General features: G+C 70.8%; 12 protein-coding genes. 6 read left to right on the top strand and 6 right to left on the bottom strand.

Annotation, left to right across the window (positions count from 1 at the left end; genetic code table 11):
- The first annotated feature begins 11 nt into the window (after positions 1 to 11).
- The 3 genes from K3888_RS08770 to K3888_RS08780 all read left to right on the top strand — a co-directional run bounded on the left by K3888_RS08770 (position 12) and on the right by K3888_RS08780 (position 5,115).
- Positions 12 to 1,826: a hypothetical protein gene (locus tag K3888_RS08770; protein ID WP_230929875.1), complete on the top strand. Its 1,815-nt coding sequence runs from the start codon at positions 12 to 14 to the stop codon at positions 1,824 to 1,826.
- Positions 1,827 to 1,909: 83 nt separating this feature from the next.
- On the top strand, positions 1,910 to 4,090 hold the full coding sequence (locus K3888_RS08775; RefSeq protein WP_230929876.1) for a DUF6541 family protein: 2,181 nt from the start codon (positions 1,910 to 1,912) through the stop codon (positions 4,088 to 4,090).
- 86 nt (positions 4,091 to 4,176) lie between these two features.
- On the top strand, positions 4,177 to 5,115 hold the full coding sequence (locus K3888_RS08780; RefSeq protein WP_230929877.1) for an NAD-dependent epimerase/dehydratase family protein: 939 nt from the start codon (positions 4,177 to 4,179) through the stop codon (positions 5,113 to 5,115).
- Positions 5,116 to 5,130: 15 nt separating this feature from the next.
- On the opposite strand, the gene K3888_RS08785 is transcribed toward K3888_RS08780, so the two are convergent.
- From K3888_RS08785 to ppgS, 4 genes are read right to left on the bottom strand one after another with little or no spacing between them, the layout of a single operon-like run.
- Positions 5,131 to 6,711: an alpha/beta hydrolase gene (locus K3888_RS08785; RefSeq protein ID WP_230929878.1), complete on the bottom strand. Its 1,581-nt coding sequence runs from the start codon at positions 6,709 to 6,711 to the stop codon at positions 5,131 to 5,133.
- A complete protein-coding gene (locus K3888_RS08790; protein ID WP_230929879.1) occupies positions 6,708 to 7,109 on the bottom strand; it encodes a hypothetical protein in 402 nt (133 codons plus the stop codon). The genes K3888_RS08785 and K3888_RS08790 overlap by 4 nt, the downstream gene beginning before the upstream one ends.
- A gap of 8 nt (positions 7,110 to 7,117) precedes the next feature.
- Complete coding sequence (locus K3888_RS08795) at positions 7,118 to 7,504, bottom strand: DUF2304 domain-containing protein (protein WP_230929880.1); 387 nt, start codon at positions 7,502 to 7,504, stop codon at positions 7,118 to 7,120.
- Entirely contained in the window at positions 7,505 to 8,254 is a 750-nt protein-coding gene (gene ppgS / locus K3888_RS08800; RefSeq protein WP_230929881.1) for a polyprenyl-phospho-N-acetylgalactosaminyl synthase PpgS, read from the bottom strand. It lies immediately after the preceding gene.
- 62 nt (positions 8,255 to 8,316) lie between these two features.
- On the opposite strand from ppgS, the gene K3888_RS08805 reads away from it, so the two are divergent.
- The 3 genes from K3888_RS08805 to K3888_RS08815 all read left to right on the top strand — a co-directional run bounded on the left by K3888_RS08805 (position 8,317) and on the right by K3888_RS08815 (position 10,076).
- Positions 8,317 to 9,213, top strand: coding sequence for a glycosyltransferase family 2 protein (locus K3888_RS08805; protein ID WP_230929882.1), 897 nt, complete (start codon positions 8,317 to 8,319; stop codon positions 9,211 to 9,213).
- Positions 9,214 to 9,215: 2 nt separating this feature from the next.
- Positions 9,216 to 9,602 (top strand): hypothetical protein, encoded by a 387-nt coding sequence (locus K3888_RS08810; protein WP_230929883.1) that lies wholly within the window; start codon positions 9,216 to 9,218, stop codon positions 9,600 to 9,602.
- A 114-nt stretch (positions 9,603 to 9,716) separates the two neighbouring features.
- Positions 9,717 to 10,076, top strand: a complete 360-nt coding sequence (locus tag K3888_RS08815; RefSeq protein WP_230929884.1) for a hypothetical protein — start codon at positions 9,717 to 9,719, stop codon at positions 10,074 to 10,076.
- Between the two features lie 26 nt (positions 10,077 to 10,102).
- Here K3888_RS08815 and K3888_RS08820 read toward each other — a convergent pair whose 3' ends face one another.
- Complete coding sequence (locus K3888_RS08820) at positions 10,103 to 11,887, bottom strand: WXG100 family type VII secretion target (protein ID WP_230929885.1); 1,785 nt, start codon at positions 11,885 to 11,887, stop codon at positions 10,103 to 10,105.
- A 203-nt stretch (positions 11,888 to 12,090) separates the two neighbouring features.
- Complete coding sequence (locus tag K3888_RS08825; RefSeq protein ID WP_230929886.1) at positions 12,091 to 12,675, bottom strand: DUF3558 family protein; 585 nt, start codon at positions 12,673 to 12,675, stop codon at positions 12,091 to 12,093.
- Positions 12,676 to 12,751: the final 76 nt, after the last annotated feature.

The following is a 12,751-nucleotide window of genomic DNA, read 5'->3' on the forward strand; positions in this document are numbered from 1 at the left end:
CCTGACCCGCGATGTCGCCCACCGCCGAGAACCCGCCGCCCCGCCAGTCCTCGCGCGCAATCGTGTCCCCGCGCGCGTTGGTCGGTCTGTGCGCGGCGATCGTGGTGGTGGCCGCGGTGGTGCGCCTCTGGGTGGCGGCCGCGGGCTGGTTCTACTGGGACGATCTGATTCTGCACAGCCTGGCCGCAGGCTATTCGCGGCCGAGCCCGGAGTTCCTGCTCACCGACCATGACGGGCACCTCATGCCCGGTGGGATGGCGCTGGTCTGGATCGCCGCCCACTTCGCGCCGCTGGATTTCCGGCTCCCGCTCGCGCAGATCGTCGTGCTCCAACTGCTCGCCGGCGCCGCGTACGCCCGCATGCTCTGGGTGCTGCTCCGTGGCCGGCCCGTGCTGCTGGTGCCGCTCGTCGCAGGCCTGGCCATCCCGCTCGGCCTGACCGCGGCCACCTGGTGGGCGGCCGCCCTCAACGTGCTCCCGCTCAGCGCCGCGCTGGCCTGGGCGGTGTCCTCGATGGTGCTGCTCGCCCGGACGGGCCACCGCAGGCATGCCGTGGAGGCCACGCTGGCCACGGTCCTCGGCCTGCTGTTCGTGGAGAAGGCCCTCATCATTCCCGTGGTCGCGGCGACGGTGCTGCTGGCCGGATGGTGGACCGCCGGGGGAGGACGGGCGGAAATCCTCGATCTCTGGCGGCGCACCCGTGTCGCGTGGGCCGCACAGGCAGTGATCGTCGTGGTGTGGGCGGGGGTCTTCGTCGTCGTCGTCGGACGGCTCGGAGGTCGGGGATCGTTCGGCGAGGCGGAGGGCACACGCCCCGGGTTCGTCGACCTCGTGGCCCACACCTACCGCCTGGCCGTGGTTCCCGCGCTGGGCGGCGGACCGTGGCGGTGGGACCGCTGGCATCCCGGCCCGCCCATGGCCGATCCGCCGGTCGCCGCGGTGGCGGTGGGGGTGCTGGCGTGCGCGGCGGTCCTGACGTGGTCGCTGCTCACGCGGCGCCGGACCGGTGCGATCTGGCTGGTCGCCGCGCTGTACCCCCTGATCTCGGTGGTCCTGGTCGCGGCCGGGCGCGCCGGCCCGGACACCGCCGCCGAGATCGTCCAGACCCTCCGCTATCACGCGGAACTGCCGGTGATCCTCGGCGCGGCCGCCGCGCTCGCCCTGGCCGCACCGCGGCGCACGGCGGCGCCCACGCACACGGTCGTAGGCGTGCTCGCGCTCATCGCGCTGCTCGCGTCGTCGGTCGTGTCGACCGTGACGTTCCGGCAGGTCTGGTCCGAGCAGCCGTCGCGTGACTACGTGCAGCCGCTGGTGGAGACGCTGCGCGATCGGCCGGAACCGATGCTCGACCAGGACGTGCCGTTCGAGGTTCTCCACCCGGTCACGGCGCCCGCACACCGGCTGTCGACACTGATCACCGGCGTGCCCGGGATGCCGGAGGTGGGTACGTGGACCCCCGAGCCGGTCCTCGTCGATGCCCTGGGCGCGCTCCACCCGGCCGAGGTGGCGTTCGGCCGGACGCTCCCGCAGGGGCCCGAGCCCGCCTGCGGTCATCGCGTGGGGCCGGACGGGGCCCGGCTCGAGTTGGACGACCCGTTGCTCGAGAGGGACTGGGTGGTGCAGCTCAACGTGTTCGCCGACGCCGACGGTCTCCTCGCCCTGGGGTTCGATCAGGGCGAGGAGACCGTCGCCCCGGTGCGGGCCGGTCTGGGCACGGTGTTCGTGCGGGTCGAGGGCGGGGGCACGGGCCTCACCGTTTCCCCACGTGGGGGCGTCACCGAAATGTGCGTCGGCAGCGGACCTGTCGGAGTCCTCGTGCCGCGGTGAAGAGATGGCGCAGGGGTGGCCCATAATGGGCTGAACGGTAAGTCGGCGAGGAACGGAGGCGGGTCATCGACATCGCGATGGTCATGGTGACCCTGACCGCGCTCCTGGTGCTGCCCGGGGCGATCGTCGGAATAGCGGCCCAGTTGCCGCTGCGACTGGCCGTGGCCACGTCGATCCCGGTGTCGTTCGGAATCGCCGCCATCGCGAGCTACGTCTACGGCCGCATCGACGTGCCCTGGACGCTCGCCGGCTACGCGGTGGTCACGGCCGTGACCACCGCGGTGGTCGGTGTCGTGGGCCTGCTCATCACCGGCGTCGGTTGGATCCGACGACGACGACGACGGCGACGACGAGCCGCCCGTCCGGCAACGTCCCGCAGCAGACGCAGGAAGCGCACTCGCGGTCGTTCGCGGGCGGCACGCGCCAACGCGGGGCGGCCTGCCGACCCCGCGGGACGAGCCGCGGCACGGGCGGGTCGCCGGTCGTGGTGGTGGCTGCTGCCCGGCACGGCGGTCCTGGTGAGCGCCTGGCTGATCGGCCAGATGATCATCACGGAACTGTCGGCGATGCCCGGCGGTACGGCGAATGTGTTCCAGGGCTGGGACGCGCACTGGCACGCCAATTACATCCGGTTCATCCACGACGAGGGCCTGGCCTCGCCGGACCACGCGGGCGCGCTGCGCTACCCGGAGAACTCGGCGACCCTCTACTACCCCAGTACGTGGCATGCGATCGCCGCGCTCGTCATGGCGCTGCGCGGCATCGGGGCCGTGGAGACGTACAACCTCGTGCAGATCGGCTCCGTTGCTCTGGTGTTCCCGCTCGGCGTGGCGGCGCTGGCGTGGTTGATCACCCACCGGCGGTTCTCGCGCCCGGTGGTGGCCACCTCCGCGGCGGTCGCGGCCGTGGCGACCGCGCTGTTCCCGGGGTTGCCGTTCATGGAGGTCATGGTGGCCGCGACCCCGTCCGCGGTGGCCAATGGTCTGGCCGGTCTGGGTGCCGCTGTCGTGGTGGCGGCGGTGGCCGACCGGCGGCTCATCCCCGCGGCGGCGCTGGGCCTGGTCGGCATCGGTGGCGTCCACCCGTCGGGCATGGTCACCGTCGCGGTGATCGTGCTGTTCTGGTGGCTGTTCGACGCCCTGTGGCGACCGGTGCGCGGACGCCTGCGCGACTTCCTCGTCCTGGCCGGTGTCGGGCTGGCCGGGGTGCTCACCCTGCTGCCGCAGATCCTCACCGTCTCCGCCGAGGCGGACGACATCTCGGCGTTCGAGTTCGAGATCAACGCCGACAGGGCTGCCACCTGGGGCAAGGCGGCGGCCCTGCAGGTGCGCCACGTCGAGGACTTCGGCGTGCGCTGGGTGCTGCTGTCCCTCGCCGCGCTCGGCGTGATCGTCATGCTGCGCCGCCTGGTCCTCTGGCCGATCCTTCTGTGGGGTGGCCTGCTGGTGGTGTGCGTCAACGCCATGGGCCACTTCGGCAACTGGACCGGCGGCACGTTGCGCGCCCTCGGCAGTGTCTTCTACAACGACCCGCGCCGGATCGGGGTGGTGATGGCCGTTGTCGTGGCCGCCGCGGTGGGGGTGGGCGTGGGCGCGTTCGTGCAGGTGCTCGCGGGCTGGCTGGGCCGGCTCATCGACCCGATCACCGACCCGGACGGGCGCGGGGTGGCGGGCCTGCGGGTGGCGGTGGCGCTGGCGGCACTGGTGGGCACGGGCTCGTGGGTCATCCAGACCTCGCCCGAGTACGCGGTCGCGGCCGGGTCGAACCAACGCTGGGGACGGCTCGTCGACGGCCATGACCTGGCGGCTTTCCGGTGGTTGTCCGAGCAACCCCGCGCCTACAGCGGGCAGATCTACACCAATCCGGACGAGGGCTCCGGCTGGATGTACGCCACCGATGGCCTGCCCTCGACCTCGCGGCACTACCTGGCACCCGGGGATACCGCACCCCTGACCAGCAGCCTGTTCATGACGCTGGATCAGGCCGGCGTGAACCCCGCGGTGGATGCGGCCCTGGCCGAGCTCGGGGTCACCTACGTCTACATCAGCCCGCCCAACTACTGGGGCTTCCAGAAACCCAACCCGCACCTGCTCGAACTCGACGCGACGCCCGGCCTGGTGAAGGTGTACAACGACTCGCAGGTCCGGATCTTCGCGGTACGTGCCGCGTTCTCCGACGCCGAGCTCGCGCAGATCCTCGACGATTCGCCGTTCCCGCCGCACGCCAGGGCCCCGCTCACCCTGGAATCCGAGATCCCGGAGTGACCGCCGCCCCCGTCGGTCGTATCCTGTGCTTCAGGCGTCCAGACGGTCGGCCGCGGCGGATCCGCCGCACACCGGGAGGGGAACACTTGCGTGCACTCGTGACGGGCGGAGCCGGGTTCATCGGCTCGACCCTCGTGGACAGACTGCTGGCAGAGGGGCACGAGGTGACGGTCGTCGACGACCTGTCCCGCGGGCGACTCGAGAACCTCGCCGCCGCCCGTGATGTCGGCGAGCGGTTCGCATTCCACCAGACGGGCCTCACCGATCCCGCGATCGAGGGCGTGGTGGCCGAGGCCCGGCCGGAGGTGATCTTCCACCTGGCCGCGCAGATCGATGTGCGACTGTCCGTCGAGGACCCGGTGCACGACGCCGAGGTCAACGTCGTGGGCACCGTGCGCCTGGCCGAGGCCGCCCGTCGGGCCGGTGTGCGCAGGATCGTGTTCACCTCCTCCGGCGGCTCGATCTACGGTCCCGTCACCGAGCTGCCGGTGGCCGAGACCCGGGCGGTGGATCCGCTCAGCCCGTACGCGGCCGGCAAGGTCGCCGGGGAGATCTACCTCGAGATGTTCTCCCGCCTGTACGGCATCGAGTGGGCGGGCGTCGCTCCGGCGAACGTGTACGGTCCGCGCCAGGATCCGCACGGCGAGGCCGGCGTGGTCGCGATCTTCTCGCAGCGCCTGCTCGCCGGGCAGCCCACCCGCGTCTTCGGCGACGGCGGCAACACCCGCGACTACGTGTTCGTCGACGACGTGGTGGACGGCTTCGTCCGCGCGTCGCAGGTCGAGGCCGCGGCCGGGCTGCGCTTCAACATCGGCACCGGCGTCGAGACCTCCGACCGGGAACTGCACACCCTGGTCGCCGAGGCCGCCGGCGCCACCGACGATCCCGAGTACGCGCCCGCCCGCCTCGGCGACGTCGCACGCTCGGCGCTGGACGCCCGCCGGGCCGGAGAGGTGCTCGGTTGGAGTCCGCAGGTGCCGATCCGCGAGGGCGTGGCCCGCACGGTCGCCTACTTCCGCGACTGACCGACCCCGCCGCTGCTACCGCCGCACCGTCCGGGCAGCGGGGATGTCGATGACCTGCTCGGGTGCCGCCCACACGACCGAGGGCTCGCCGTAGGGGGCGTCGTCCCGGCGCAGCCACAGCCCGACCGCGTGGCGGCGGATCATCGGCAGCAGCCGCCCCTGCTCGCCCCTGCGCACGCGTGTGTGGCGGGCGTGGATCTCGCGGTCGCGCCAGAGCGGGGCCCGTCCGCCGAGCATGACCGCCAGCATCGCCCGGAACGCGCCACAGTCCCGATCGAACAACCCGCCGTGACCGCGGGTCCCGTAGACGGGCTCGTCGTCGTCGAAATAACCGGCGTCGAGGCGGACCACCCCGTCCGGCAGGTTGCGGGTCATCCAGCGGCGTCGCAGCGCGAACCGGGCCTGGAGCAGCTCCACCGGATCGGCCGGCGCGGTGATCGAATAGCGGCGCACCGGCCCGGGGGAGCGCCAGTCCTCGGGGCCGTTGACCCCCACCCCGAGGTCGGGGGAGGCGGCGTAGACGACCCGGTCGGCGCGCAGCCCCATCCGCTCGGCCGTGCCCACGATCCGGCCGCCGTACGAATGACCGAGGACCGTGACCGCGGCGCCGGGGCAATCGATCTCCACGACGCGGTCCACCTCGCGGCAGAAGCGGACCAGTCGCGGAGCCATCTCCTCGGCGAAGTCCGGGCGGCCCGCGTCGGCCATGATGTCCTGCGGGAACTCGCCGTCGAGGTAGGCCACGGCGACCAGGCGGCCGGTGGCGGCGTCGACGAAGTCATCGACCACGTCCGTGTTGACGTGCGACATGTCCAGGTTGGTGCCCGTGCCCGGCACGTAGACCGCGATCGCCTCGGTGGCCGGGCCGGGTTCACCCACGACCTCGATCATCCGGCCGCCCCGGCGGGCCGAGAAGCCGACAAACGAACGACGTCGGCGGCCAGCCCGGCGGGCCATGGTCTCCAGCCGGCCGATGCGCGGGCTCCACGGCGTGCCCGCCACCTGCTCGCGATGCAGCGCCCGGCGCACCGACACCGCATTGGCGCGGGCGCGAACCGCCCACGGCACCCCGTACGTGCTGCCGACCGCCACGGGCTCGGCCAGCGCCAGCAGGCGGCGATCGGCGGTGCTCAGGTGCTCGACGGTCGAGTACACCGCGTCGGGCTCGGCCCGCGCCCACGACGCGACCGTGGCGCGGGTGTCGAGGCCGGCGGCGTCGATCGTCCGGACCGCGGCGGGGCGGGTGCCGGTCAGGCGGGCCAGATCGATGAACGCGTTGTCCACGGCGCGGTCCAGCGACCGCAGGAGGAGGCCGCGCTCAGGCTCGGGGAGTGGGTGCGGGCCGTCGAGATCGTCCCAGCTGTCCTCCGCCAGCTCGACCAGCCGGTACACGCCGGCCAGGAACTCGTCGAGAACGCGGGTCTCGCCGTCGATCGCCTCGGCGAGCGCGCTCAGCGCGGGGGAGTGCACGGGCGCCGAGAGCAGGGCGTCGCGCGCCGTGGCGAGGGCATCCCGCGCCGAGAGCGCCTCGGTGGCCAGCTCGAGTAGTCGAGTCACCCGCAGCGGAGGTGGGTTCTCCGGAATCGCACCGCTCACCGCGGCCGCCGATGGGGTTGCTCTGCCGCGATCGCCCGGGCGGCCCGCGTGGCGGACTCCTCGGTCAGCGCGCCGTCCGCGACCGACGCCGCCAGCTCGAGCAGGCGGGCGACCCGGGCGGCGGCGGGGGCAAGGAGTGACCGGAGCTCTGAGTTGATGGCGTCGTCGTCGAACCTGGCGACACCTCTGCGCTGCGCGGCTCCTTCCCCCGGCGCGGACCCGTCTCCCGGGGCTAGCAGAGCTTCGAGGCGGGCGCTCGCCACCCCGAGGCGATCCCGCAGCCGGGCGGCCTCGGCGCGTGCCTCGTCGACTTCGGCGGCGGAGCGGCAGGCCTTGGTGTTCTCGCGTGTCCCGGCGGTCTGCGCGGAACCCGCACCCGGACCCTTCGCGGGATCCACGACGTGGCTCAGGACTGCAGCGGATCGTCGTCGGACACGGGCTTCATGACCCGCACGTCGACGTGATCCTCGGGCCGCACCGCGTCGGCCAGCGCGATGGTGCGGGCCAGTCGCGCGTACCGCAGCTCCTGTTCGCGGAAGCGCACCCATGTCGACACCGTCACGAACGCGAAGCCCATGACCAGCGCGTACAGCACGAGGTCGGTGCCACGCTGCACACCCAGGCGGTTGGCGACCCACGTCAGATCGTCCGGGCGGATCACGGCGTAGACCATGAAGACCACGAACAGCACGAAGCCGATCTTCACGCCGGCCTTGGCCCGGGCCTTGCGACGGTTGGCCACGAAGAACGCGACCAGCACCGCGCCGGCCAGAAGCAGCAGAACCTTGATCATCTAGGGCAGCCTCCGTCCCACGATCCCGTCGGACAGGATGTTGATCCCGTTGAGCAGCGACTGCCCCTTGGACATGGAGTACTCGGTGTACAGGATGTCGACCGGCTCCTCCGCGACGCGCCAGCCGTTCGAGTCCATGAGCTCCACGAACTCGCTGGCGTGGCTCATCCCGTTCATGCGCAGATTGAGGCCCTCGGCCACGCGGCGGTTGAACACGCGCAGGCCGTTGTGGGCGTCCGTCAGCCCGAGGCGACGCGTGCGCGGGCTGAGCATCACCACCGTGCGGAGCACGAGGCGCTTGATCAACGGCACCTGGTCGTCCTCCGCGCGCGGGCGGCCGAAACGGGTGCCCACCACGATGTCCACGGGCTCGCTACGGAGCCGCCCGACCATCGTCAGTACGTCCTTGACCTGGTGCTGACCGTCCGCGTCGAAAGTGACGAAGTAGCGGGCGCCCGGCTGGTTGCGCGCGTACTCGACACCCGTCTGGATGGCCGCGCCCTGGCCCAGGTTCACCGGATGCCGCACCAGGTGGGCCCCGGCGCGGTGGATCGCCGCCGCCGAGTCGTCCGCCGAGCCGTCGTCCACCGCAACGATGTTGGGGAACGTCTCGCCGGCGTTGCGCAGCACGTCCTCGATCACCGTGCCCTCGTTGAAGCAGGGCACGATGAGCCAGACATCGCGGTTGCGGACGGGGTCGCCCCCGGCCTCCTCATCTGGCCCCGTGGGCCGCACACTGTCTCCGGTCATCGAGGGTCGATACTATGCGATCGGACGGACAATCCGGAGACGACAAGGACGGCGGTTCACCAATGGCCATTGATGTGATGCTCCCCTACTACGGGGATGTCGACCATTTCAAGAAGGCCGTGGACAGTGTCCTGGCGCAGAGCTACAAGGATTTCCGGCTGGTCGTGGTGGACGACGGCTACCCGGACCCGGAGCCCGCCCGATACATGGGCGAGATCACCGCGGTCGACAGCCGGGTGACCTACGAGAAGAACGAGACCAACCTCGGCGCCAACGGCAACTACCGCAAGTGCATCGGCATGGTCACCGCGCCGATCGTGGTGATCATGGGCGCCGACGACATCATGCTGCCCAACTACCTGCAGGTCGTGGCCGACGGATTCGCCGCCGTGCCCGACGCCGCGGTGATGGAGGTCGGCGTCAATGTCATCGACGAGCACGGCTCCGCCGTCCGCGGCCTCGGCGACAGCGTGAAGTCGCTGACCACCCCCAAGGCCGACGGCCGCACGGTTCTGCACGGCGAGAAGCTCATGACCTCGCTCATGCACGGCAACTGGACCTACTTCCCGTCACTGGCGTGGAACTCCGAGTGGGTCAAGCGCATCGGCTTCCGTGAGGGCCTGGACGTGGTGCAGGACCTGGCGCTGCTCGTGGATGTGATCACCGGCGGCGGGCACATGATCTACGACCCGACGCTCGCGTTCCTCTACCGACGCCACTCGGCCTCCGACTCGTCGGTGCGAGCGCTCGACGGCCGCCGCTTCGACGAGGAGGCCCGCTTCTTCTCCGGCGAGGCCGACGCATTTGGCGCCCGCGGCTGGAAGAACGCCGAGCGGGCTGCGCGCCTGCACGTGACCTCGCGGCTCAACGCACTCTCGCTGCTGCCCACCGCAGCCAAGGCGGGGAAGTTGGCAGAGGGCGGAAAGAAGCTGCTGGGGCACACCTTCCGGAAGTTCTGACGGTGGAACCCGAGCCCGGCCGCCCGGACGGGGGCTCGGGTCCGGATTCGAGCGCGGGCTCCGGGCAGGCCCCGGTCTCCTGGGTGATCGGGGCGGTTCTCTACGGCGCCGAGGTCGTTGTCCTGGCGCTGCTGAGCCTGCTGTTCGGTGGCCTGTCGGCGATGCTCTCGGACACCTGCTTCCGAGAGAGCACCGAGCTGATCTGCGAGCCACGGTGGCAGACCATCATGGCGCTCACGCCGATCACCGCGCTGATGGCGGCCGTCGTCGTGATGGGCGCGCTCGTGCTGTGGCGCCGCCGGTTGTGGGCGCTCGTGACGGCGATGGTGGTCACGCCGCTGGTGCCGTTGGTGGCGTTTCTAATCATGCAGGCGGTCGTCACGGCCTGAGCGCCGGCCGGATGGTCGTCACCAGTGCGACGCCGCCGAGCGCGTCGCGCTATAGCGGCGACCATTTCCGCAGTGATGACGACCAACTCGCCAACGCACGGGCAGACTCGTCTGATGATCCCCGAAACCTGGATTCCGCACCGCCGCGACGACGGCGAGCTGGTCGGCTGGATCGACATGACCGTCGCCGAGCCGCGCCTGGTCCCGATCGATCGCCTCGGCCGCCCGCTGGAGACCGTCGACGACTGGTTCGAGGCGGAGGAAGCACTCGACGTGATAGGTCTGCACTTCCTGGCCGAACGGTTCGTGTACAGCGAGTCCAGATCGTCGGATGCGGACCCGCTCACGGTTCGGATCGCCCACGTCTACGACGACCGCATTGTGCTCACCACCGCCTTGACCGACGCGATCGAGGACGTGGGCCGCGAGATCGTCCTGCCGTTCCCGGCGCCGGACGACCTCCGCAGCGCCTGACCTCGACGGGCATCCGAGCCCTGCGCCTAGCTCCGCTCGTCGCCGCTGCCCGTGTAGCTGCGGCCGAGCACCCGCCCCGGCGAGCGGACGACGCCTGCGGAACCGTCCGAATCCGCAGCGTCGGCCTTGCCCACAGCCGCGTCGGTTGTCGTGCTCGCGGACTCAGCGTGGCGACCGAGTACCGCGGGCGTGACTTTGACGGGGTCGCCGATGATGTCGGTGGTGTTGGTGGCGTTGGTCAGATAACCGGCTGGCGTGTGTCCACGTCGGTCGGAGCCCTGCCCGGCCCCGCCGGCGCCCATCATGCCCATCGGCATCGCGCCTGGTCGCCCTGCGGTTGAACCACCAGTCGACGACGACGTCGGCCCCATCCCACCAGCACCGGTGGTTGCTCCGGTGGCGTTTCCGGCGCCTGCCCCCGGGACACCGGCAGATGGGCCGCCGACACCCGGGCCGGCCGAGTGGCTCAGACCTGCCAGGGTCCCGGCCCCGCCCATGCGCGTCGCTGCGGCGCCGGCGGCTGCGGCCCCGCCGCCTCCGACCAGCCCGGCTGCGCTGCCGAAGCCACGATCACGGTCCCGGCTGCCCGCCGCGCCGTCGCGGGCTCCGGCGTTGCCGCGTAGTCCGCGGATGCCGGACGTTCCCGTGCCACCGGCCTGCTGTCCCGGAGTTCCGTTCATCGGTGCCAGAGGCGCGCCCGCCGCGGTGGTGGCCGCGTTCACCGGACCTGTCCCGGCCGGGCCTGCGCCCGCATTTGGAGCGACTGCGCCCAGTCCGGATGCGTCGCCCGCACCGGCGCGGGAGGCCAGGAGTGCCTGTTCCGTGGCGGCGTCGGTAGCCGCGATCGGCGCGCTTGCGCCCGCAGCGTCGGTCGCCGGCCCGCTGACCCCGCTGGCGCCGGGCCCGCCGGCACCGGCAGCGGCCAGGGCAGTTGGACCGGGGGCGGCTGCGCCGGCGGTCTGCGGAATGCCCTCGGTGTTCCACGCCGAGACGGGGTCGATGCCGGTGGCGCCACCAAGTGCGGCACCGGAGACGACTCGAAACGCGGTGGGGAACTGGAGGTCGTCGAGGTTGGCCTTCATCACTGCGGGGCTGTACTCGGTGTTGACCACAGCTCGCGCCTGTTCCTCGGCTGCCGTCCGAGCTGCGGAAGCAGCTTCGGCCGCGCCTGGTGAGGCGGGACCCAGTGTCGCGCCGGGACCGGATCCGAGCCCCGGGGTGCGGGCCTGCGCCAGCTCCAGCTTCAGCGACTCGGAGGAGATGTTGCTGCGGGTGGTGTGGAACCCGATCTGTGCTCCGTCGGCTCGGGTGGCGACTTCTTCCAGCACGCCCACGAGGTCGAACGCGGACCCGGTCAACGCGTGGACCGCCCTCGCGCCCTCCTGGGCGAACTCGCCCTGCCAGGCACCGCCAAGTACGTCGTCCAATTCGCGTTGCAAGGTTGAAGCCGCCGAGTCCAGCGTGCCCGCAGCGGTCGTGACCTGCTTCTGTACCTGCTCGAACTGGCTCGGGTCCAACGCCTCGGCGGCGGTGACGATCCGCTCCAACGGGGTCGAGGACACGTCCTCCGGCCCTACTCGGTCGTAGCCGCCCACGTTCTCGGGGTCCTCCGCGGCCGAAGCGGATGCCGAGACGGCGATAGTCGCTGCCGGGCCATGCATCGACGCGAGCATGCTCATCAGTCCGATGCTCTTCAGTCCGGCTGGCTCCTCGGCCGCCTTCCCGAGTGCGGCAGCAGCTGCTTGGTCCTGGGCATCGATCATCCCGCCGGCTGCGGCGAACAGCACCGACATCGCCTCGACCTGGGTCACGAATCCGTTCAGAAGAGTGCGTAGATCCTCGCCCGCGAATAGCGAATACACAGTCCCGATCTGGCGGGCGGTATCAAACGCGCCGGCTGATCCCGCCATTTCCCCAATGCGGAAATTGGAACTAGAGCTTCGAATAGTCGTCACGAACTCGTCACAGGCGTGCTGGCAAGCTTTGGCAACACCGGGTTCGAGATGCACTGTCATTAGAAGTCCCCTCCCGGCAAGTGGTCCATTATGGACTCAAGAACTTCATCGAGGACGTCGCAGGATTTCGTGAAAGTCCTGCCTCGATATTGGCCCATTGTCTTGAGCAGATTGATGTTCACAACTACGGCACCTTCGGCTGTGAAAAAGATCTGATAACAAGAAGAATTAACCTGATCGGTTCGGTCAGTTGTCCGAAAGCTAGAGCGCCCGTGCACGTTCGAATTTGTGTCAATCGGGCCGAACTCTGTGTCGGCCAGGAATTCCTCTCGGGACATCCAAGTTCCGACAACTCCTAGCAGCACTTCATCATTTCGCCAGCCGCAGGTGTGGAGCTCGTTCGGCTTGTGGTTGCGCATAGCCTCGTCCGGCCTGACGGGACCACCGAGTGCCGCTTCAACCGCCTCGACCGGGATCTCGGCGCACGGGTCGAAGAGATCGGGCCGTTCCTCGAGGGGCAGGTCCCACGGATTGACGGGCGTCTCGGGTGACGGGCTCGTCGTCGTCACATCCTCGGCGGCAGACGCGCACCCGGACAGCACCATGACGGCGGCGACCAGCGCCGCGCCTACACCTCTACTCATTCCCACAACCAGTACGACGGCCCGGCTCGGCGGGCGGTTCCCGCGAGCGCAAGAAAGTTCCGGCGTACCCCGACGC

The organism is Dietzia aurantiaca, assembly GCF_021033825.1.
Classification (GTDB): Bacteria; Actinomycetota; Actinomycetes; order Mycobacteriales; family Mycobacteriaceae; genus Dietzia; species Dietzia aurantiaca.